This window comes from Bacillus bingmayongensis (genome assembly GCF_000299035.1).
GTDB classification, from domain to species: Bacteria; Bacillota; Bacilli; order Bacillales; family Bacillaceae_G; genus Bacillus_A; species Bacillus_A bingmayongensis.
This window is the reverse complement of record NZ_JH921517.1, coordinates 1105701-1127195: the sequence shown is the minus strand read 5'-3', so window position 1 is coordinate 1127195 and position 21495 is coordinate 1105701. Positions and strand designations below refer to the sequence as shown.

20 protein-coding genes and 5 pseudogenes are annotated in these 21495 nt (G+C 35.1%); 7 read left to right on the top strand and 18 right to left on the bottom strand.

The annotated features are described in order from the left end of the window. Positions 1–92 precede the first annotated feature (92 nt). The 5 genes and pseudogenes from Y7E_RS0112770 to Y7E_RS31670 all read right to left on the bottom strand — a co-directional run. Positions 93–923 (bottom strand): VanW family protein, encoded by an 831-nt coding sequence (locus tag Y7E_RS0112770; protein WP_017151647.1) that lies wholly within the window; start codon positions 921–923, stop codon positions 93–95. A gap of 148 nt (positions 924–1071) precedes the next feature. Further along, positions 1072–2213 (bottom strand): IS3 family transposase gene (locus Y7E_RS0112765; RefSeq protein WP_087957865.1). Its coding sequence is split into 2 segments (ribosomal slippage): positions 1072–1982 and positions 1982–2213, totalling 1143 coding nucleotides; the frame shifts between segments, so codons are not numbered across the junction. 164 nt (positions 2214–2377) lie between these two features. Next, positions 2378–2818 carry a C-type lectin-like domain-containing protein gene (locus Y7E_RS0112755; protein WP_017151645.1) on the bottom strand — a complete coding sequence of 147 codons (441 nt, stop codon included), beginning with the start codon at positions 2816–2818 and terminating at the stop codon, positions 2378–2380. A gap of 50 nt (positions 2819–2868) precedes the next feature. Further along, positions 2869–3177: pseudogene (locus Y7E_RS34335) on the bottom strand (hypothetical protein); the annotation flags it as partial. Positions 3178–3836: 659 nt separating this feature from the next. Further along, positions 3837–3956, bottom strand: a pseudogene (locus tag Y7E_RS31670) (Holliday junction resolvase RecU); the annotation flags it as partial. Positions 3957–4363: 407 nt separating this feature from the next. On the opposite strand from Y7E_RS31670, the gene Y7E_RS34330 reads away from it, so the two are divergent. After that, entirely contained in the window at positions 4364–4576 is a 213-nt protein-coding gene (locus Y7E_RS34330; protein WP_017151642.1) for a hypothetical protein, read from the top strand. A 464-nt stretch (positions 4577–5040) separates the two neighbouring features. Here the strand turns inward: Y7E_RS34330 and Y7E_RS0112735 are convergent, their stop codons facing one another. The 3 genes from Y7E_RS0112735 to Y7E_RS0112725 form a co-directional block, all read right to left on the bottom strand. Beyond that, positions 5041–5877: an alpha/beta fold hydrolase gene (locus Y7E_RS0112735; RefSeq protein ID WP_017151641.1), complete on the bottom strand. Its 837-nt coding sequence runs from the start codon at positions 5875–5877 to the stop codon at positions 5041–5043. A gap of 627 nt (positions 5878–6504) precedes the next feature. Continuing rightward, positions 6505–6951 (bottom strand): MarR family winged helix-turn-helix transcriptional regulator, encoded by a 447-nt coding sequence (locus tag Y7E_RS0112730; RefSeq protein ID WP_017151640.1) that lies wholly within the window; start codon positions 6949–6951, stop codon positions 6505–6507. 117 nt (positions 6952–7068) lie between these two features. Then, entirely contained in the window at positions 7069–8160 is a 1092-nt protein-coding gene (locus Y7E_RS0112725; protein ID WP_017151639.1) for a low temperature requirement protein A, read from the bottom strand. Between the two features lie 264 nt (positions 8161–8424). Here Y7E_RS0112725 and Y7E_RS0112720 point away from each other — a divergent pair, with 264 nt between their 5' ends. The 5 genes from Y7E_RS0112720 to Y7E_RS0112700 all read left to right on the top strand — a co-directional run bounded on the left by Y7E_RS0112720 (position 8425) and on the right by Y7E_RS0112700 (position 13118). Then, entirely contained in the window at positions 8425–8982 is a 558-nt protein-coding gene (locus Y7E_RS0112720; RefSeq protein ID WP_017151638.1) for an NADPH-dependent FMN reductase, read from the top strand. A gap of 206 nt (positions 8983–9188) precedes the next feature. After that, positions 9189–9833, top strand: a complete 645-nt coding sequence (gene ycaC, locus Y7E_RS0112715; protein WP_017151637.1) for an isochorismate family cysteine hydrolase YcaC — start codon at positions 9189–9191, stop codon at positions 9831–9833. Positions 9834–10034: 201 nt separating this feature from the next. Beyond that, positions 10035–10679, top strand: a complete 645-nt coding sequence (locus tag Y7E_RS0112710) for a hydrolase (RefSeq protein ID WP_017151636.1) — start codon at positions 10035–10037, stop codon at positions 10677–10679. After that, entirely contained in the window at positions 10676–11269 is a 594-nt protein-coding gene (locus Y7E_RS0112705) for an antibiotic biosynthesis monooxygenase (protein ID WP_017151635.1), read from the top strand. The genes Y7E_RS0112710 and Y7E_RS0112705 overlap by 4 nt, the downstream gene beginning before the upstream one ends. Positions 11270–11282: 13 nt before the next feature. Continuing rightward, positions 11283–13118 carry an amidohydrolase gene (locus Y7E_RS0112700; RefSeq protein WP_026049196.1) on the top strand — a complete coding sequence of 612 codons (1836 nt, stop codon included), beginning with the start codon at positions 11283–11285 and terminating at the stop codon, positions 13116–13118. Between the two features lie 166 nt (positions 13119–13284). Here the strand turns inward: Y7E_RS0112700 and Y7E_RS35030 are convergent. After that, positions 13285–13359 (bottom strand): annotated as a pseudogene (locus Y7E_RS35030) (IS6 family transposase); the annotation flags it as partial. Positions 13360–13691: 332 nt separating this feature from the next. Here Y7E_RS35030 and Y7E_RS33240 point away from each other — a divergent pair. Continuing rightward, positions 13692–13898 (top strand): annotated as a pseudogene (locus Y7E_RS33240) (IS4 family transposase); the annotation flags it as partial. A 332-nt stretch (positions 13899–14230) separates the two neighbouring features. Here Y7E_RS33240 and Y7E_RS0112690 read toward each other — a convergent pair. The 9 genes and pseudogenes from Y7E_RS0112690 to Y7E_RS0112650 form a co-directional block, all read right to left on the bottom strand. After that, positions 14231–14827, bottom strand: coding sequence for a class I SAM-dependent methyltransferase (locus Y7E_RS0112690; RefSeq protein WP_017151632.1), 597 nt, complete (start codon positions 14825–14827; stop codon positions 14231–14233). 141 nt (positions 14828–14968) lie between these two features. Further along, positions 14969–15370 carry an Rrf2 family transcriptional regulator gene (locus Y7E_RS0112685; protein ID WP_017151631.1) on the bottom strand — a complete coding sequence of 134 codons (402 nt, stop codon included), beginning with the start codon at positions 15368–15370 and terminating at the stop codon, positions 14969–14971. A 421-nt stretch (positions 15371–15791) separates the two neighbouring features. Then, a pseudogene (gene serS, locus Y7E_RS29635) lies at positions 15792–16454 on the bottom strand (serine--tRNA ligase); the annotation flags it as partial. Positions 16455–16595: 141 nt separating this feature from the next. After that, positions 16596–17318 carry an SDR family NAD(P)-dependent oxidoreductase gene (locus tag Y7E_RS0112675; protein ID WP_017151629.1) on the bottom strand — a complete coding sequence of 241 codons (723 nt, stop codon included), beginning with the start codon at positions 17316–17318 and terminating at the stop codon, positions 16596–16598. Between the two features lie 54 nt (positions 17319–17372). Further along, the gene (locus tag Y7E_RS33645) at positions 17373–17726 is read right to left on the bottom strand and encodes a hypothetical protein (protein ID WP_017151628.1); all 354 of its coding nucleotides are present in this window, start codon (positions 17724–17726) and stop codon (positions 17373–17375) included. A 101-nt stretch (positions 17727–17827) separates the two neighbouring features. Next, positions 17828–18580: a quorum-quenching N-acyl homoserine lactonase AiiA gene (gene aiiA, locus Y7E_RS0112665; RefSeq protein ID WP_017151627.1), complete on the bottom strand. Its 753-nt coding sequence runs from the start codon at positions 18578–18580 to the stop codon at positions 17828–17830. Between the two features lie 90 nt (positions 18581–18670). Then, positions 18671–19420: a hypothetical protein gene (locus Y7E_RS0112660; RefSeq protein WP_026049195.1), complete on the bottom strand. Its 750-nt coding sequence runs from the start codon at positions 19418–19420 to the stop codon at positions 18671–18673. Positions 19421–19431: 11 nt separating this feature from the next. Further along, positions 19432–20529 carry a DUF58 domain-containing protein gene (locus tag Y7E_RS0112655; RefSeq protein ID WP_026049194.1) on the bottom strand — a complete coding sequence of 366 codons (1098 nt, stop codon included), beginning with the start codon at positions 20527–20529 and terminating at the stop codon, positions 19432–19434. After that, positions 20526–21455 (bottom strand): AAA family ATPase, encoded by a 930-nt coding sequence (locus tag Y7E_RS0112650; protein ID WP_017151623.1) that lies wholly within the window; start codon positions 21453–21455, stop codon positions 20526–20528. Before Y7E_RS0112650 ends, Y7E_RS0112655 begins: the two co-directional genes overlap by 4 nt. Between the last annotated feature and the right edge of the window lie 40 nt (positions 21456–21495).

Genomic DNA, 21495 nt, shown 5'->3' with positions numbered 1-21495 from the left:
TTCATGTACAGAAAGCACTTTGAGTCTACAACTATTTTTTAATAGTTTAATACTTTGTTGTACGGTAATACAAGAGCTTGAATAAAAAGAATTTAATTTTGAGTCGAACCCTCAATTTTCTCATCATCTACTTCATATTTTACTAAGCAATCATTTTCCATGACTATTTCTTTGTCAACTAAGTTACCTGTGACACGATCAACTATTTTTTTATAAACTTTATTTTGTCTGTATACTTGACCATCTGCTTTTTTTACAAAACGATGATCTTCTTCAACGATAGAATACTTATATGGAGGATACTGGGATGCCCTAATTTCTCCGTAGATGTATTCTTCGTCAAGATGTAGATTGACTTGATAGGAAATATTTGAATTATTTCTCAATTTGAGATCAATAATACCATTCATCAAAGTGGCGCCTGTTCCAAATGGAATCACACGTCCATAGTCAGGGAATGGATCGAAACTATGACGATATCTTTCCACTGTTTCCAACTCTGAATGAAGAAACATCCAGTAGAGAAGATTCCCTAACTGACAGAGACCACCGCCTATTCCCTTTATCGCTTCGCCATTCATTAGAATAATTCCTTCTTTATATCCAGCCTTTTCACTGGAATTACCAACAAGATGCCAAAATGAAAATGTTTCTCCCGGTTTAATTACAACCTGGTTTATTTTGCTGATGGCTAGCTTTAGATTGGTGATTTTGTTATATTGCAGCTGTATATCCGTATCACCTAACTTTCTAATAAGCAAAGATTTATGTTTATAAATCCTGTAAGGTAATGGATTTTGCTCAAATGTTTTTGGAAATTTATGACCTTCAAGACGGTCACTTATTTTTTTAAACAGCCTACGTTGACTGAGTCTAATAGGAATTAAAAGAGGAAACCTCTGTGTCAATAATTTTCTTGCCATTGAGATTGAGCTCCTTTATATATTATTCATCTATATATTGATTCAAATTTAAACCTTATTCATCATCACTAAGCAAATTGATATGTATTTATTACTTACCTTATAGTACTGGATTTGAGTCAATATTTTGGACACAAAAAAGTTAAATCTAAGCTACCTTTTTTGCTAGATCTTCTATTGCTTGGGGAGTTTTATAACCAATGCTACTATGAATTCGCTTGCGATTATAAAATCCCTCAATATATTGAAATAATGCTAGATTCGCCTGTTCAAATGTACCATATTGTGTGCGATATACTTCTTCTTTCTTTAAAATGGCGTGAAACGACTCGATACAAGCGTTGTCATACGGGCATCCTTTCTTACTGAAAGAGGGTTTTATGTTGTAATTCGCGAGTAGACTTTGAAATTCTTGACTTGTATATTGTGTTCCTAAGTCAGTATGTAAAATGAGACCTTCTGATGGTTCTTGTATATAGTAAGCGTTTTCTAATGCTTTTACTACAAGGTTCGTTGTCATATTCCGTGAAAATGAATAACCAATAATTTTCTTAGAATACAAATCCATCACAGATGCCAAGTAACACCATCCATCTTTTTTTGTGTGAATATACGTAATATCCGCTACCCACTTTTCATTTATTGTCGTTGTGGAGAAGTCCTGTTCTAATAGATTTGTACGTTCTTCTACAGCTGATTTTGATGAATGTGGTTTATATTTTTTTAAGATATGGGAACGGATATTTTCTCTCTTCATAATCCGTTGTACACGCTTGATACTTAGTTGTAATCCTTGTTCCAATAGTGTTTTGTGAATCTTGGGCGCACCGTAACGTTCTCCACTATCTTGATGAATTTGTATAATTTTCTGGGTGAATTCTTTATTTTCACGACTACGTTTTGACTCTGTTTTGTACTGAGATTGGTAATATGAACTTCTCGCTATTCCAAGAGTTTGACACATCATATGAACTGAGTGTGTTTCTTTTTGACAATCGATAAATTGATGTAATTCTATATCTTTTATTTTTTCGCGAATATGGCCATAGCCTTTTTTAAAATCTCATTTTCCTCTTTCAAACGAAGCATTTCTTTCTGCATTCGTTTCAGATCTTCTAACGTCATTTCTTCCTCATCAATCGTTGGGATAGGAGAATATTTTTTAATCCATTTATAAATTGTTACTTCTGATACACCATACTCGCTGCTTAGTTCTTTCACAGATCGTTCTGAATGATATAATTCAACAACCATCTTTTTAAATTCTTCATTAAATTTCTTGTTTGCCATACGGACACTTCCTCCTTGAAATCCATTGTAAGGACTTAACTAAGTTGTGTCCATATGACTATACTAACTCCATACATATAAAAGGGGGGTACTAACTCTAAATAGTTGTATGCTTAAAACTTATATAGGAGTCTCGTCTTTATGTACGTAAGATATATTATCTTTTAATCATGTACTTGCATAGAAAGGTAATATATCCCCTTATTGGTTTTAAAGACATAATCTTCATAACTACAAGCGTAATAATCGCCTATATCTAATTCAACCCAATAAACGGCTTCGATTCCCTGTTCAAATGTATGCAAAAGCCGTTCTACTATAAATTCTTTCGGTGTTAATCCTTTTAAATCATATCCGCTTGGTATTGTTCCAAACCAATACTCTTCACTTCCGGGGAATTCACAAGAAAGAAAATCCTGCTCCCATTCTTTCAACTGTATAGGTTTTATTGTGTCATTACTAGTAGTCTTTAAATCTTTTTTTATAAGTTCACATATATCTTCTTGTGTGTTTTCTGATAAAAGATATAGTCTATAAACATTACCAACGCCATCATATTCATTAACCTTTGCAAAATCACTTAGAATTCTATTTATCATTTCCATATTTAAATCTCCTTAATTTAAAGTATGACTTATTTATAGATAGAGAAATTTTATTGTATGCTAACATTTGATAGTTTTGTAAACAGACTATCCATACTCTCTGTGTCCTTTTTAAAAATTTTAAGTATGCGTGCCATAACATAATAATTTTCCCCACCACGTTCAGCTACAATAGCGTTCAGTTCATTTTCTTTTACAACTTCATTTTCTAATACAGAGTAGGCTTGTTTGTAATCACCTTTCTCTTCACAATTTACAAGCAGCTCTAAAGCATGCTTCATTTTAGGATTTTTATTACCGTACTTCTTAGGTCTTCCCTTATATACGCTGCGTTGTTTAGCAAGGTCTATTCCTTCTCGTTATGCATTTGTTGATTCCCCTTAGATGAAATTTAATGCTAATAAATATCTTCTATATTTTTACATTATAAACAACTTCTGATATTCACTCAAATGTCTATTTTATTCAATAAAAAAAGAGCACCCGTTTCCGCGAGCGCCCTTCGAGGGATTGCGAGAATCCTCATTAACAAAAGATAGAGCAGCTAAAGTTAATGAGGTACAAGCAGTATATGCTTGTCCACTTTAATATGTGAAAAAGAGCACCCAATTCAGTGGATGCTCTCGACGTGATAAATAGAGTGATTACTGAATAGAATAAGCGGTTAGCTTGTCCTATACTTCAATTTATGCTCTTCCTTATCAATAAGTGCAACATAAAAGAGTACTCGCCATTAGGTACTCTCAAAAATAAGTATGGTGCTCCAAGTTTCACCTCATATGATAACTTGTCCCACGGATTTATCATATGCTTGTCTCATTCGAATGTTCACTAGTTTATTGTGTAATTTCTATATAACAAAGAAAAAAGTACCCGTTTTGGATGCTTTTACTGTGATTATCCTAAAAAAATATCCTTTGATACTGTTATAGCAAGAGCTTTCATTACCTAAAACGGAATGCTTCTGCCCTTTTCTGCAATGTTTTCTTCACACTATTCCAAACGGTATTATTTTTTATTTTAACGCCTTCACAAGAGTTGGACGCTTGTTTATAAGCGCCACTCCCTCACGTTGATACATTTCATTCGATAGATTGATAAGCATCTCGAATGTCATTCTTCGGTTTCCTAAGCCCATTACTATTCCTCGCTTTCTATTAAAAGGATTATTTTGTTAAAACCTTCCTTAACCTTCAATTTACAATTGTAATTAACTTGTGAATACTTTAATCATCTCAATCATTTACCTAAGCTATTTATTGTATATTTCATAACCAAACAGCCTCTTTCCTTCTTATAGAATCTAATTTGATTACTACTAGGATTAAATGCAAATATACCGTGTTTCAGTGAATACAAACTCATTAATTATATTCCAGAATATACCATCCAGTGAAAGAACAGGTTGACTCAAACATTACAATAGGAAAACCAAAACCTGTAGTTAGAACTGAATATGAAGATGGGGCCGCTGGTCAAATCGTCATCGAACAATCAGAAGTCCTAGGAACGAAAGCAGATCCTTAGAATGGAAAAGGTTTCCATATGTTTGAAGAGTATGAACTAGAGTTTGTAAAAGGTATGGAGAGGCTGGGGGGGAACCAAGTGATCTTTGGTAAGTCCAGTGATAGTAATGTAAAAGGAATGAAGATGATTGTTTCGATAAAAGATGGGAAAAGCGCGTATCAAATTGTAATCTTCAGCAGTATTTTAAACAAAACTGAATTAGAAAAAATTATGCTCTCCATGCTGAATTAAAAAACAGAGTTCTTAAGATGCTTATCTTAAGAACTCTGTTTTTTTGAGAAGAGCTTCTATCTTGAACTGAAGAAACTTAGGGTTTCTAAAATAACTAAGATCTAATTAACCATAGAGATATAAAATTTTCACTTTGGGGGTATTTGCTTTTCTTAGCTTGATGGTGATGTAGTGCTACCCCATGCCCATCAACCTAAGATTTTGAATTATCCCCAAAACGAAAATTTCATCCTTTCATAGTTGTCCATAGAAGTTCAGTTCATTTTTTTCGTTTTGGGGAAGAATGTATTTCTTAACTTGATAGCGCTGTAGCGATACCCCTAAGAGACCTAAAAAACCCTCTGTAAAGAAGGTTTTCCCAAAGATTAAGCATAGCGCTACTCTTTTTGGAAAACCCTAATCGATAAATTCGTGTTATTATTCTTGATATTGCTGTTGAACCGCCTCCGGTAGTTCCTCAAAGATTAGTCTTTTAAAAATGTTAATAATGCTTCATTAAATTCTTTTGCATGAGTTGCGTTTAATCCATGAGGACCACCCTGTATTAGAGCGAGTTTACTACCAGGAATGGAATCATATGTGCGTTTTCCACTTAACTCAAAAGGTACAGTTGCATCCGAGTCACCGTGAATAATAAGAGTAGGTATATTGAACTTTTCCAAGTCATTTCTAAAATCTGTCTTACTAAAGGCAGTAATACAATCGAGCGTTCCTTTAGGTGATGCACTAGCTGCAATATCCCGATTATATAAACGAAATGGCTCACTAACTAAATCTGTTCGATTACCAGCCGCGAAAAATCCCTTAGTAAATTCATCAAGAAATGCAAGGCGGTCATTTATCACGCCACTTTTGAATTCTTCAATTGCTGCATCATCTAATGCCCCTTCAGGATGATCCTCTGATTTGTATAAATAAGGAGGAACTGCTCCAGCAAAAACAGCCTTTTCAATACGATCTGTTCCATACGTACTAATATATCGAGCTACCTCACCTCCACCCATAGAAAAACCAACAAGTGTGACATTCTGAAGATCTAAATGTTCTAATAGTTGATGTAAATCAGAAGTAAAGGTATCATATTCATATCCTTCCCACGGCTGAGATGATTTTCCAAAGCCTCGACGATCATATGTTATGACTCTGTAACCTGCTTCAATAAGAGCTGGTACTTGATATTCCCAAGAGCGCCCACTTAAAGGCCAACCATGTATTAAGACAACGGGTTTCCCTGAACCGTGGTCCTCATAATAGAGTTCAACTGGATCTTGATTTTCATTACCTACAGTAACTTTTGCCATATAAATTTCCTCCCCATGAATTTTAATTATTAAACCTATATTCTTGCCTCTCTGATCAAAAAAACTCTTTACTCTAAAACATTTAAAATATTTTATTTTCACTCCTATTTTTATTTCTGGTTAGACATTTAACCTAAAAAAAGCATCGCCAAATTGTCGCTAATTGTATATACGACTTAAAGGGTGTTATTTCCTTTTTCTGAAGTTTATTATTTTCTATTAATATTGGAGCTCTAATTTTATTAAAAACATAATCATGAAAATTATTGACAATATCCATTATTAAGTTGGTTATTAGCCTTTCGAAAAACATTAAGATAATAAAGGGGGATCGCCCAGCATTTTGGATATCAAAGTGAGTATTAATGGTATATGCTTTCCGATTGTTTATTTGAAATAGGTCAGAAGGAGAAAAAAGCTATAGTTGAGGCGGATTATTGTGCTTTTTACCAGGGAGCCATTTTGAATTAGGTATTGCTATTGGAAGTAGCAAAAAGAATCACCTTTATTCAATCAGAGAAGTAGATAAATTGGCAACAAAACTACTTTTTGCCAATTAACTGAAATTGAAAAATGCTTTTAAGTTTACAGGCGCTTTTACCATTAGTGCTAATATGTGATTACCTACTATGGTTTTTGAATTTTCCTAAGTAAACATAGAAGCTGTTTTTTTTCCTTGTAAGTCAAGTTGGAAAATTGTGATGCTTGAAATTGTTCTTGTTTCCAAATAACTTCATAAAAAAACTCTTTTCCTTCCTCAGTCAATGAAAGATATTTTGTTTTCCAGTCCTGTTCCCGATTTATCAATCCCAACTCTTCCATTTTACTTAACAGTTGAGTAATATTGCCTTTCGTAACAAAAAGCCTGTTTGCTAGTTCTTGTTGTGACAATCGTTCATGAGCACCCACTTGAACTAAAATATCGAATTGTGCTGCAGTTAGATTCCATTTTTTTAAATGTTGATTGGATTCTCGATTACCTTGGTTATATACTCGTGTTATTCCGAACCATAACAATAAGCTTAGTTGTTCCTCTTTTTTAGTTGAAGAGCGATCCGTTATGTTTTCCTTCATGATTATCACCTCATTCTTATTTTGTTACAATCAATTTATGGACAAACAGATTTAATGCCAAATGTAAAAGTTACCAATATATACATGTAAACCAGTATTATAGTTTGATGCTTTTATTTATGTAGTTGTTAATTTAGCATAGATGATAAAAAATAAGGTTAATTGTCCTATTATCACAATATTTGGTACTACTACAATCAAATTAAAAACAAAAAAGATTGCTAAAATCCCTAAAAACAAGCATAAATGATAAATTTTTAAACGGTGTTGTTCAAACCTGTATTGATGAAAAACAATTGTAGTTGATAGGAAATAGAGCAATACAGAACCAAAAACAAAATATAAGATAAAAGAATAATAGACCTCATGTAAAAATAATAATCTAATGGATCCTGCAACCATACTCAAAGACATTAAAATAAACAGATGACCGTAAATAATAATTTGACCAGAAGTTTGTATAGACTTGTCAAGTTTCTTTTCCATGTTATCGAAATCTTGCCACCACATCGAAATAATGAGTATAAATGAAATGATTGCAAAGCTTATTGAATCCCAATTTCCTTGTTTAGGTTGGATGACCACAAGAGTGCTTATAAGAGCTTCCCCAAAGAGAATAATAGAAAATAGACCAAATCTCTCTAACAAGTGGGCTGTATTTGTAGGAACCTTTTCTAAACACTTTCTTCCAAGCAGTGGAACAATAATATCGATAAGAATTCCCAAATACAACGCAGCATATCGAATCCAAGAATCAAAAAAGATGGATAATAATGAAATAACGATTCCAATCCAAAAATATCTTCCTAAAAAAAGTGCCACCTTTTTTCGAGCTCCCTCTTCTATACGCTGGACAACAAGATATTGGATTGCAGTCACGGCCCTTAAGCCAATATAGCCAATTAAAAATGAGAGATAATAAGGATCAAAATCAGCTGATAAGCTTGATGTCATTATTAGGACAAAAAACATTTGCAGGATCAAAAATATTCGTTGATGAAATAAATCTTTTCCAAACCGGTTAACAAATATGGTTTGCCCTACCCAAGCCCACCAGATCGGAATAAAAATTAAGACAAACTTTACTAAATACTCTGCATGGATTTGACCATCTTCAACATGAAGTAAAACATGAGTCGCAGCTGTCACCGCGGCCACAAATAACAAATCATAAAAGAGTTCTAACCACGTCACTTTCTTTTCTTCCATTTCTGCACTCCCTCCTTATAGTTAATAGTATGCTAAAAATATATAGTAATTGGAAGAGAAAATAATATAGACAAAGACCATTTGTCATAGCTTGTAACACTCGAGCCAATAATAAGAAAACTAATGAGAAATCCTTACATCCTAGGCCTTTTGTAGTAAATACTTCATTAAATTGAATAGTTTGAAAATTATACACAAAACTACTTCTACTAGTTTGGTATACCATGGTATAATTGGTTGATTTTATAAAAAAGGAGGAAATATATGACTAAGACCATAGGCCTTATTTGTGGTAGTTTACGAAAAAACTCTTATAATCGAATCATTGCTCAATCATTAACAGGGATGGATGATTCCCATCAATTTCATTGGATCGAGATAAATGATCTACCTTTGTTTAATGAAGACTTAGAAATAAGTGTTCCAGAAACAGTGACATCATTTAAATCTGCTATCCAGGACGTTGACGGTATCATTATTGTAAGTCCAGAGTACAATAATGGAATTCCAGGCGTATTAAAGAATGCATTGGACTGGGCATCAAGACCTCGGGAATCTGCTGTTCTTAGCAGAAAACCGGTTGGTTTAATTGGTGCAACTCCTGGGGGATTAGGTACTGCTTATGCTCAAATGCAAATTAGAGAAATACTAGAAGCCATGCAAGCCCATGTTCTTCCATTTCAAAAAGTTCTGATTTCCCAAGTACATGAAAAGATTGATTCCGATCAGAAAGTTCTTACTGACGAACAAACAAAACGTTATCTTCAGCGTTATTTACAACAATTTATAAATTGGATAGATAAAACTCCTATTTTAGATTAATAAAAGAAGATCAAGAATTTTTAAAAATGAGCCTTGCATCCTTTTTCTGATTTTTAAGAAAATTATTGACGTGTCATAAGTTTATAGATAAATTAATATTAACGATCAGTTTAGTCATAAATTGATTGTAACAAACGAAGAAATTTATGATAATATTCCACTGTTTAAACTTTCTTCGATTACTTAATTTTTAGGAGGAATACATAATGTCTGATCTCTATTCTCGTATTAACAAAGATGATGCTGTCGTTCTTTTAGTGGATCATCAAACTGGCCTTATGTCCGGACTAGTACGCGACTATGGTGTTGATGAATTCAAGAACAATGTTTTAGCTCTTGCTCACACTGCTAAGTTTTTTGATTTACCAGTTATTTTAACAACAAGCTTTGAACACGGACCTAACGGACCTTTAATGCAAGAATTGGTTGATCTCTTTCCTCATGCACCAAAAATAGCTCGACCTGGACAAATTAACGCATGGGATAATGATGATTTTGTAAAAGCAATCGAAGAAACTGGAAAAAAACAACTTATCATCGCAGGCGTAGTTACGGATGTTTGCGTTGCTTTCCCAGCACTTTCCGCTATAAAAGCTGGGTATGAAGTATTTGCTGTTACTGATGCTTCAGGAACTTTCAGTAAACAAGTTGCAGATGCTGCCAATACGCGTATGGCACATAGTGGCGTGCAACTTATGAACTGGTTTAGCGTAGCGTGCGAATTACAACGCGATTGGCGCAACGATGTCGAAGGTTTTGGCAATTTACTTGCTAGTAATCTTCCAGGTTATCAAAATATTATTGGAAGCTATATGGGAGCTCAGCGAGATCTTAGTAAACAAAATGCATAAATTTATTCCTAAGAAATAGCTATAAATCACTTTTTTAAAAAGTGGATAGTATAAATTTAGCGCTGATTAAATCAGCGCTCCCTTTTAAATTAAGAAGTATAGCAAAGCTTTTATTTTTACGATTACAGCTTAAATTAACAGAAAATATATTTTTTTCAAAAAACTTTATTTGAAACAATTTAAAAAAAGGAGTGTTTTATTATGAGTAATTTAGAATTGTTAACCCCGGAGAACAGTGCATTAATTTTGATCGATTTTCAGCCTCAAATGACTTTTGGGGTTGCAAGCATTGACAGACAAACATTGATTAATAACGTTATGCTGCTTGCTAAATCAGCAAAAGCTTTTAACGTACCTACTATTCTTACTACAGTTGAAACACGCAGCTTTTCTGGTTATTTTTGGCCACAAATTCTTGACATATTCCCAAACCATGAAATTATAGAACGTAGTTCAATGAACTCTTGGGAAGATTCAAAATTTGTTGAGGCAGTTAAAGCAACAGGTAGAAAGAAATTGATATTTGCAGCACTTTGGACTGAAGTTTGCCTTGCATTCCCTGTGCTTGAAGCAATTAAAGCTGGCTATGAAGTTTATGCAGTTGATGATGCTTCAGGTGGTACTAGTTTGACAGCACATAACGCTGCTATGCGTCGTGTAGAACAAGCTGGAGCAATTCCAGTGACAGCAATTCAAGTTTTACTTGAATACCAACGTGACTGGGCACGCAAAGACACTTATGATGCTGTAATGGAAATTGTAAAAGAACATACTGGCGCTTATGGTCAAGGCGTAGAATACGCATATACTATGGTACATGGCGCGCTTCCAAGCAGGAAAATATGAAACAAGAAAGAGTAGCTGTCGGAGAAACTCATACAGGGAACACGATTGATGCTGGCGGTCCAGTAACAACGATTGTTACATGGGATATTCAAGAAGGTAGAGAAAAACAGTTTGAAACATGGAGACATGAAATCGAAGCTGCCGCTACTAAATTCCCAGGGCATTTAGGCGTAAATCTAATAGTCCCCAATAACGGATCCAGAGAGTATACTGTTATTTTTCGCTTTGATACGTATGAGCATCTACGTGCTTGGCAAGAATCAGCTGTTCGTCGAGATTTGTTAAAAAAGGCAGAACAATTTCAAGCTACTAATCCAACTTACAAAACTGAAAGCAGTTTGGCTTATTGGTTTGTTACTCCGAAAACGCCAGTTCCACCGCCAAAATGGAAAATGTCTATTGTTACCGTTCTTGGTGTATGGCCTCTTAGCATGTTGGTTCCTAGAGTGATAGGACCTATTATAAAAAATATGAATCCTATTATGTCAGCTTTTTTTGTTTCTGTATGTATAGTGTCCTTGCTATCATGGGTAGTCATGCCGATTTTCGGTAAAATATTTCATCCATGGTTACAAAATAATAGGAAGTAGACGAGGTGTGAACATGAATTTACCGGATATGATCTTATATAACGGAAAAATTACTACCCTTGACCCATCTCAACCTGAGGTATCTGCTATCGCCATAACTGATGGTTTAGTCACTGCAGTAGGTGGAGATGAGCTTCTTGATAGTGCCACAGAAAAAACAAAAAAAATAGACCTTAAAAGAAAGAGAGCTATTCCAGGCCTGAATGACTCTCATATACACGTTATTCGTGGAGGTCTTCATTATAATATGGAATTACGCTGGGAAGGTGTGCCATCACTTGCTATTGCTTTGGAAATGCTTAAAGAGCAGGCAAGGCGTACACCTGCTCCTCAGTGGGTAAGAGTAGTTGGAGGTTGGTCTGAATTTCAATTTAAAGAGAGACGGATGCCAACTTTGGAAGAGATTAATGCCGTTTCTGAAGACACGCCTGTCTTTGTGCTACATCTTTACGATAGAGCACTTGTAAATCGTGCAGGGCTGCGTGCACTGGGATACACAAAAGATACCCCAGACCCTCCAGGCTGTTTAATTGAGCGGGATAAACGAGGTAATCCAACGGGTCTTTTAATTGCTAATCCTAACGCTTCTATTCTTTATTCAAGTTTGGGGAGAGCTCCAGTACTTAATTTTGACGACCAGATTAACTCAACTCGCCATTTTATGCGCGAATTAAATAGATTAGGTATCACAAGTGCCATTGATGCAGGTGGTGGATTCCAAAATTATCCTGATGATTACAAAGTTGTTGAACATTTAGCCGAGAAGGATCAATTAACTTTGCGTATTGCGTATAATCTATTTACGCAAAATCCAAATCATGAATATGAAGACTTTGCTTCATGGGCAAAAATTGTTTCTCCGGGTCAAGGAAATGATAAGTATAAAATGAATGGTGCCGGAGAAATGTTAGTATTCTCGGCAGCCGATTTTGAAAAATTTCAAATGCCGCGGCCCGAACTAGCTACGGTGATGGAAGCTGACTTAAAGAAAGTAATTTCTCTATTGGTGGAAAACCGTTGGCCATTCCGTTTACATGCAACTTATGACGAGTCAATAACACGTTTCTTAAATGTTTTTGAGGAAGTCAACAGAGAAATTCCTTTTAATGGTCTACGCTGGTGGTTTGATCATGCAGAAACAATCTCAGATCGTAGTATGGAACGTGTTAAGGCTTTAAATGGCGGTATTGCCATCCAAGACCGCTTGGCTTTCCAAGGTGAATACTTTGTTGATTTATACGGAAAGGAAGCTGCAAAGCGTACTCCTCCGATTTATCGTATGCTAGACCTGGGTATACCTGTTGGCGCCGGTAGTGATGCAACCAGGGTTTCCAGCTATAACCCTTGGGTTGCTCTTTACTGGATGGTTGCCGGAAAAACCATTGGTGGTCTTTCGATATACGATGAAAAGAATAAACTTGACAGAAAAGTAGCTCTAGAACTATATTCCAAAGGAAGTGCGTGGTTCTCTGGTGATGAAGGTAAAAAGGGAACCCTTGCAGTAGGTCAGTTTGCTGATATTGCTGTATTGTCTTCTGACTACTTTACTGTGCCAGAAGAAGAAATCAAAGACCTTGAATCATTACTCACCATTATGGGTGGGCAGGTTGTTTATGGAAATGACGAATTTAAAAATTTATCACCTGAATTGCCGCCAGCATCACCTGATTGGGCACCGACGGGAGTTTATGGTTATGGTGGCGCTAACCTAGCCCACAATATACTTTCTCACGATGCCCATGATCACAAGTTACATAGTTGCAGTAACCCTCTCCATCAACACACTCATACCGTAATAGGAAAAGATGGAACTAAATGGGGTATTGGTTGTACTTGCTTTGCTTTCTAAGTCAGAACCACCGGTCTAATGCCGGTGGTTTTCTTTCTACAATAAGGGTTTGGGACCGAGGACGGACCCAAATAGTAATGGTATTAAGATCATAATGGTAATATGGGTTCTGGTGCAAATAATATGTAGATTCGAAATATCAGTGTATTCCTAACGGAATCTATTACTATGCGGTAAGACCGAAAAGTTGATTGATTAACTTGATTTGTTTTTTGACAGACTTCTCTCCTTGCAAAGTCTGTCAAAAAACAAATCAAACTTTCCATCAAATGAAAGAATACGCTATTCTTTTTGTAGAATCATAGGAAAGGATGGTGTTTTTGATATGAACTTATCAATTTTTGATGAACTAGAATTGTTTTCTAAAGAGTTGCAACGATATATGTCACCTGATGCTTTAGAGCAATTAGCTAGAAATGTAGGATTTGTTAAACGAAAAATACACGTATATATCAGAAGAATAAAGAACCTGAATACTTTCAAAATGGAACAATAAAAAAGCATTCTGAGTACATCCAATTAGATATGGCGCAATTTATTGACCAATTACAGTCAGGTGAAACATATGAAATTCCTGAGATTTATATCATAAAAGATTATTTCCTACTTATTTATCAATCTTTACAAAAAGAAACCCAAGAATTAACAAAGATATTGTTTCGTCTATTCAATCTCTTACAAAAAAACGGACGAAAATCCCATAGGTATGAGAAAAAAACAGTCTTTGATATCTTAGGCGTCGTATATAACTTTTCTATGTCTTACAATCATGTAGCGTAATCCAAAAAATTGAAACCCGATAGGGTTTATTTGGTATGCAAATCTTTAAAAAACTTATACTAGATCTTTAGAAAAAAGAAGAAATCTCACGTGAAATTAAACTTATATAATCTTAGGTTGATGGGCATGGGGTAGCACCAACATTTCGGGAATTTTGTACACTAAGCATATTTTTACCATAAAAAAGTCGGATTCTTGTACGCTAAGGAACCGACTTTCTTATATTGTTTTATTGAACTAAAATTTCAAATTTTACTCTTTTTACTTCGCTCGTTAATGCCTATAACTGACAATAGTAACGTAATCTTTTCCCCAAAACTATTTCCGTTATCTTATTTTCTAAATACAAGTTGAATGACATGTGCTAAACCAGTGTGCGCATTCCCTTCTACTCGCTCTTGTTCTCCATAGAAGAAGTGAATGACCTCATGCCCTTCACACCAAGTAAGGATATCAATTGGTTCATAAAGCATATCAATCTCTTTTGGCCCGCCCGTACCGTAATTCAGTTGATTTTTAGAGTAGACTTCAATCACAATAATCCCGCCAGGCTTTATTGTATTTTTTATTTTATCAAATACCATTTTTTGATGATCGGTATGAAAATGTCCAAATATCATTATTGCAGCATCATATTTTTTGGCTGGTACACTATCTACCAGTAAATCTACCTTTTTTGTATGCACGTCAACGTTATACTTTTGAGCTAACCTTTTTGTTTTTTGTAAACCACTCTCCGCATAGTCAATTGCCGTAACTTCATGTCCTCTCTTTGCTAAAAAAACGGCATTTCTACCTTCTCCTTCTGCAAATGCTATCACTTTTTGAGATTTCTCTAAGCGGAATGCTTGTTGTTGAATAAATATGTTAGGTTCTTCGCCATACCAATATTCCTCCGAATGAAACCGCTCATTCCATATATTTTGCATGTTATTAGCCTCCCATTATTAAGTTATCATTATACCGATTTATAGTGTTAAGCATATTACAACAAAATAGGTATCTCTCCCTTCCATCAGAGATATTAAAGAGTTTCATTATCTTTAATTATCTTAAAAAATAACAGCGGATCAAAAATCCGCAGTTATTCTCTTAGCAAGATCTGATATTTTTTGATTTCTTAGCTCTTCTTCCATTTTTTTCTCTGCTAAAAGCATTACTTCATTTATCAAACATCCCGGTTCATGGTGTAAACAGCATTCAAACAGTGATGTTTTACCTTCAATTGCATGTATAATATCTAAAAATGAGATATCTTCCCATTTATTACTCAGTGAATATCCTCCATTTGGGCCTGAAGATGAATGAATCATTCCTTCCTTCGTCAACTTTGTTAATATTTTGGATAAATACGTAGGTGAAACTTTTTGCATCTCTGCTAATTGGTGAACGCTAACAAGTTTATTTGGTGTAGCTTTTGCAAGAAAAAGCATTGTGTGAAGGGCATAATTTGTAGCTTTAGAATACTTCATAATGTGTGACCCCCCTATTAAAGACTTTATATATCTACAATAACTGTATTTTTTTGCTATGTCAAACATTTGCTTTTCAACAACTCTTCATAAATCCTTTAAAAGAAATTTCTAGTTCAACTTAAGCAACAATTAATTCTATCGACCGTAATAGAAGAATAGAAAAGAAGAGCGTATTTTGAAAAAAGCTTGATCAAAACATGCTCTTATTAAAGATAATCGACTAACTTCTTTATAAAAAAGTTTGATAATTTCAGTGGACGCAGAAGCTTGAACGCACTCTGCTGCTTCAACAAACGCTTCCACACAATCAATAAAACATTTTATTCGGGAGTATATACAGGTACATTTTTAGATAAAAAAGGAACTATGGATTATCTCTATAAAACAGGCAACCTTCTTACAAACATCAACATCTTTTTTATTTAATAACTTCTACTCCACCCATGTATGAACGCAAAACTTCCGGGATCACAACTGAACCGTCTTCTTGTTGGTAATTTTCTAAAATTGCTGCTACTGTACGCCCTATAGCTAACCCAGAACCATTTAATGTGTGCACAAATTCTAGTTTTGCACCTTGTGTACGGCGGAAACGTATGCCTGCACGACGAGCTTGAAAATCTTCACAGTTTGAGCAAGAAGAAATTTCACGATATACCCCATAGCTTGGTAACCAAACTTCAATGTCATATGTTTTTGCAGCTGGGAATGCCATATCAGCTGTACATAATGTGATTACCCGATAAGGTAATTGTAACAATTGTAGTACTCTTTCAGCATTTTCTGTTAATTTTTCTAACTCATTGTATGATTCTTCTGGCACCGTATATTTGACCATTTCAACTTTGCTAAATTGATGCTGACGAATAAGTCCTCTCGTATCACGTCCTGCACTACCAGCTTCAGAACGGAAACATGGAGTATGAGCGGTAAAGTTAATAGGTAATTCTTCACCATTTAAAATTTCATCGCGATAATAGTTCGCTAATGGCACCTCCGCTGTTGGAATTAAAGAGTAATCTGTATCTTCTAATGTAAATACATCCTCCTTAAATTTCGGGAATTGTCCAGTTCCTAATATCAAAAAGTCTGAAGAGATTTTTCCATTTACATCATTCTTATTATAGTCCATAGTAAGTCTCAAAGCTGCTTTAAAAATTTATATTTACGAGCTTGAAAGCTAAGTGGCGGTACACCAATTATAGATAAATAGTTTTCAGATTCATGCATTTAAGTCTGTTATAGCAGGAATATTAATTTCCTTTACACATGAAACAGGCGATAAATTCATAACGCATTGGACAATGGCTACAATGTCTTGTACAGGGATACGTGTCCCTCCATACAACATAATTGCCTTTTCTGCACCTTCTTCATAAGGTACTTCAGCAGCAAGCTCTCCTGGATTAATACACGTTACAGAGATTTTATCTTTTCTTACATGCTCACGCAAAGCATTTGTAATACCACGTAAGCCAAATTTAGATGTGACAAACGAAACTTGTGCATTATTCGTATGATCTAAACCTGCTGTTGAACCAATTAAAATAATTTTTCCGTTTTTCGCCTGTCTTAAATTAGGTAAAAGCGCCTGTATATAAGTAATTGTGGAAGTTAAATTTATATTGATTAAGTTCGAAATATCTTCAACTTCATCCTTATCAAACGTATAATCATCTTCGAAACCACGCTTTTCCCATACTCCGACATTGTAAATTAATACATCAATAGCAATATCTTTTAACGTTTCTTTTAAAGAAGGAATTTGTTGTTGACTAGATAAATCAATTGCGAGCCATTTACGATTTACACCGTCATTTATATCTAAACTACTTGGTCGTGTGCGTGATACCACCCATACTGTATCTCCCTTGGTGGGTAAGCCTTTTACAAATGCATCGCCTAACCCTTGGCTTACTCTAAATATAATAAAATTCTTACTCATCCGATCACCCCTTCTTAACAACTAAAGTAATCCTGTATAGGAGCACTCAACTACTTAAGTCTCTTTCTTTCCATCACATTCAATTGTGACCAAAAACACTTCTTCCATATCATGCACTGCACAACCTGAACATGAGGATTTTAATTGAATCGTTCCTCTATCAATGAATCCTGTTCCTTCTTGTTTGCTGCTATTATCTTCAACTCTCCATTTTACTTCATTGATTTTTTCTCTATCTTTTCCTTTATAAATAATCGAGCCTTCTCCATTTTCACTCGTATCTGTTTGTGAGATGATATATTTCCCTTTCCAATGCTTACTTTCTCCAACATATGAATAGGTGCGATCACACCCACTTAACGCCCAAAAACATATCATTACACTAAACAGCATTATGATTTTCTTCATACCTTCCACCTTTTTTAGATTTTATTAGGATATTATATCTCCATAAATCAATATAAAAAAAGGTGTAGTTATATTATTTTCATTTCTACAAAATGAGTACATTATAAATACTCAGGGAATGTTCTACAGCTTTTTTCTTGTTCCATATCATGTCCAAAGAAAACAATAGGTTTTTCATCCAAAACAATTTCTTTTAATCGTTTGATAGACCTTGTGGCCATTTCTGAATTAAATCCTGCAAATGGGACTCCCTTCTCAAAGTTTTCCTGCGTGTAAGATGCATCAATCGTTAGCAAAACAGAACCTGACTTTTCCGTTTTAACTAGTACCGATTGATGCCCTGGGGAATGCCCAGGCGTATAGAGCAATTGAACACCTGGCATTACTTCATAATCCCCATCAATAATTTGATAGTTCAAATTTGGTAATATGCATTCCTTTAAATATTCCTCTCTATGTAAAGCGGCATCATATTCAGTTCGTTGTACATTAATAGGTGTATGGGGGAAGCTCCCGTTTCCTCCAGCATGGTCAAAATGCAAATGAGAGCTAATAACACAAAGAAGATCTTCTGGCGCATAACCTATTCGTTTTAAAATATTTACAATTCTATCATCCGGTTTCATTTTAGGAAGAATTTGCCCTTCAACAAACGTTCCCTTAAAAAGATCTTCATTATCTACTGCACTTTTTGGCATCCCTGTGTCTATCAAAATGGGGCCTTCTGTTGTTTCTAAAAGATAGCACCATACCGGTAAATTCAAAAGTTTACCAGGAGTAAGCATACTATTAACAGAAGAATGGTCCAACATACAGCGGCCAGCTGGTAAAAAGTAAAGTTTTTTAACGGTCATTCTATATCCACCTTCTCATATCAGTTTGGATGAAACAATACAGTAATACTTCCGCTAATAACAAACTTTCTTCTTCTATCTCTTTTTTCACTATAAACTTTTCTTTACATTTTCATTTATCCACCTTCGCATCATCTGTAACTCTTCATTTGAAGCAATCCCTTCCCCATATCTTACTTTCTCATAAATTGGAATAATATCACTGTTCTTATGAATACGGGAAAACCATTGTTGAACCGTCTCTTGTAATCTTCTCTTTTCAAATTTCGGTAATGTTAGTTCCCATTTTATTAACATTGCTCTTACTTCTTCTGCTGGAAGTATTAAACTGTCTTGCTCTTCTTGTTCTACATTTCCCTCAACTTTTCGTATTTCTTTTTGTTTCAAATCAATATGATGAATTGCCTGCTTCTTATTCCGTATACGGCGAAAGATGAAAAATACGATTAACATCACGAAAAAAAGGATGCCAATTTGTATAAATATATTTTCAGTGCTATCCCCTAGAAACTCTTCGCCACCATTTGGCACCTTTCTATCTCGAGGGGTTCTTTTAAAATCCCCTTTCTGATAATATCCATCTTTATTAAAATCTGGTGAATCTTCAATTTCATATAATACTTTTGAATCCTTCTCTGGTGGAATTACCGTTTCTTCTCCTATAAATTTTCCTTTTTTCTGTGTTTGTGGTCCATCCTTTCCTACCCTTTGCTGAGAAGAATCTATTATCTGTTCCTTGGCAAAAAAAGCACCTTTCGTTATTCCAACCGCCAATAAAAAGCAAGCACTAATAGCCAGGAAACAAAATATAATACGTGATCCCCATTTCAATTTATTCACCGTTCCTCCCTTTACTTCACAATTTGCACCCATCCTTTTTGTTTTTCAGGTGGATATCCAATAATTAACGGAATACATCCTGCTTCTTGTCTGCGAAATCCTGTTTGATAGAAAAAATGCGTATTAAGCGGTGTATCTTTTTCCGTTAATGAGGACAAGAGATCCATTGCTTTATAAAGTTGTTTTCGATGCTTTCCGCCTTTCAAGTGAATAACACCTTGTTCCCGCACTCCATTTATCCATAGTTCGAACGAGCAATCTTGTGAAATTAACTCTCGGCATACGCCGGCAGCTACTTGAATTAAATATTCCATATCAGTGCGAAGCGTATATCCTGTTTTACCCAATATATTTACATACAGTGCATACCGATCGCCTTGTGTATATTCATACTTTTTCGCACTTATCACCCCAGTTTTCGCAGTCGCTCCCCAATGAATTGATCGAAATGATTCTCCTTCATACTCTTTCACACCTACTATTTTCGTTTCGTCATATAACGGAGAAACAGCCGCTCTTCGAAATCCACGTTTCCATGTTGTCATTTCTGGTATTGTTACTTTCGACATTTGCGGAAGGATATGAAATTTAGGGAGTTTCTTTTGTTCAATAGGCAAGTAATACGTTAGAAGACCAAATGGATCTGATATCATAATTTCCGCAGCTTGCCACCCTTGCCTCCCTCTTTCATTCGCATTTCCCTCTAACGCAATTGTTATGATATCTCTTCCTTCTATTTGGAGAGGAATTTGATAAGAGTGATGCGAACGCTGCATCTTCTGATCTGTTTCCCACTCTATCTGTTCATCAGAACGAAACTGAAGAGCTGCTTTAAAGATTGGGAAACGTGCCTCATTTACAATTTGCACCGTGCACTCTCCTCTTTCATTAATGAAGAGTCTCTTTTGATTTTGATAAATCTCCCATCTCACTTTCATGATCGCTTTCATATACATGTATATAAACCCAACTAGCAATAGATAAAACAAAAAGATGACCACAATCAAAAATTGATTTGTATATACGACGAGTATAAGACAAATCACTCCGATTCCCCCTATAAAGAGAGGTTCTAACAACGGATTTTTCTTTTTTATTACTTCGTTCATACGCTTTCCACTGGAACTGCAATTTTTTCTAAAATCCCTTGCAGTACATCTACTTTTGTTGTTTTCATATCCCCTTCAATTGTTAATGTTAGTCTGTGTGCACAAACCGGTGATGCCAAAGCTTTCAAATCATCAGGAGTTACATATTCCCGCCCCTTTAATAAAGCCCTTGCTTGAACTGCCCTCATAAAAGCTAAAGACCCCCGTGGACTAACCCCTATTTCTACTAGATCATGCTTTCGCGTCGCTTCCACAATATCGAGCAAGTACTCTTCCACCTCATCATGTATTCGAATTCTTTTAGATTGTTCCTGCAACTCCAATATGTCAGAAAGAGATACAACGCTTTGTAAATGGTTAAATGGATTGTTTTCTTTAAATCGTTTTAGCATTTCTTTTTCATATGTACGATCTGGGTATCCTTGCCGAATTGTTAATAGAAATCGATCTAACTGTGCATCTGGAAGTGCAAATGTTCCTGCCGATTCTAACGGATTTTGTGTAGCTAACACAATAAACGGATCTGGTAATACATGCGTTACCCCTGCAATTGTTACTGTTCGTTCTTCCATTACCTCCAGTAACGCTGATTGTGTCCGCGGAACAGCCCTGTTAATTTCATCCACTAAAACAAGATTTGTAAAAATAGGTCCCTTTCTTGTTTTAAAATCACTCTCTTTCATATCAAAATATTCTAATCCTACTACATCACCAGGCAGTGTATCAGAGGTGAACTGTATACGTTGAAATGCTCCATCAATACTTTTAGCAAGCGTTTTCGCAAGCGTTGTTTTTCCTGTTCCTGGTACGTCTTCTAATAAAACATGTCCATTTGCAACTAGCGCAATCATCGCTAAATCGATTACCTCTTCCTTACCTACAATGACTTTTGAAACATTTTCTTTAATTTTTTCTAATATAGTCATACACCTCATCCACCTTCGATTTTAGACTTTTCTGACATTT

Bases quoted from the DNA above. Each gene is read 5' to 3' on its own strand.
- Y7E_RS0112770 (WP_017151647.1), bottom strand. From the start codon at position 923: ATGGCAAGAAAATTATTGACACAGAGGTTTCCTCTTTTAATTCCTATT.
- Y7E_RS0112755 (WP_017151645.1), bottom strand. From the start codon at position 2,818: ATGGAAATGATAAATAGAATTCTAAGTGATTTTGCAAAGGTTAATGAA.
- Y7E_RS34330 (WP_017151642.1), top strand. From the start codon at position 4,364: ATGTTTGAAGAGTATGAACTAGAGTTTGTAAAAGGTATGGAGAGGCTG.
- Y7E_RS0112735 (WP_017151641.1), bottom strand. From the start codon at position 5,877: ATGGCAAAAGTTACTGTAGGTAATGAAAATCAAGATCCAGTTGAACTC.
- Y7E_RS0112730 (WP_017151640.1), bottom strand. From the start codon at position 6,951: ATGAAGGAAAACATAACGGATCGCTCTTCAACTAAAAAAGAGGAACAA.
- Y7E_RS0112725 (WP_017151639.1), bottom strand. From the start codon at position 8,160: ATGGAAGAAAAGAAAGTGACGTGGTTAGAACTCTTTTATGATTTGTTA.
- Y7E_RS0112720 (WP_017151638.1), top strand. From the start codon at position 8,425: ATGACTAAGACCATAGGCCTTATTTGTGGTAGTTTACGAAAAAACTCT.
- ycaC (WP_017151637.1), top strand. From the start codon at position 9,189: ATGTCTGATCTCTATTCTCGTATTAACAAAGATGATGCTGTCGTTCTT.
- Y7E_RS0112710 (WP_017151636.1), top strand. From the start codon at position 10,035: ATGAGTAATTTAGAATTGTTAACCCCGGAGAACAGTGCATTAATTTTG.
- Y7E_RS0112705 (WP_017151635.1), top strand. From the start codon at position 10,676: ATGAAACAAGAAAGAGTAGCTGTCGGAGAAACTCATACAGGGAACACG.
- Y7E_RS0112700 (WP_026049196.1), top strand. From the start codon at position 11,283: ATGAATTTACCGGATATGATCTTATATAACGGAAAAATTACTACCCTT.
- Y7E_RS0112690 (WP_017151632.1), bottom strand. From the start codon at position 14,827: ATGCAAAATATATGGAATGAGCGGTTTCATTCGGAGGAATATTGGTAT.
- Y7E_RS0112685 (WP_017151631.1), bottom strand. From the start codon at position 15,370: ATGAAGTATTCTAAAGCTACAAATTATGCCCTTCACACAATGCTTTTT.
- Y7E_RS0112675 (WP_017151629.1), bottom strand. From the start codon at position 17,318: ATGAGTAAGAATTTTATTATATTTAGAGTAAGCCAAGGGTTAGGCGAT.
- Y7E_RS33645 (WP_017151628.1), bottom strand. From the start codon at position 17,726: ATGAAGAAAATCATAATGCTGTTTAGTGTAATGATATGTTTTTGGGCG.
- aiiA (WP_017151627.1), bottom strand. From the start codon at position 18,580: ATGACCGTTAAAAAACTTTACTTTTTACCAGCTGGCCGCTGTATGTTG.
- Y7E_RS0112655 (WP_026049194.1), bottom strand. From the start codon at position 20,529: ATGAACGAAGTAATAAAAAAGAAAAATCCGTTGTTAGAACCTCTCTTT.
- Y7E_RS0112650 (WP_017151623.1), bottom strand. From the start codon at position 21,455: ATGACTATATTAGAAAAAATTAAAGAAAATGTTTCAAAAGTCATTGTA.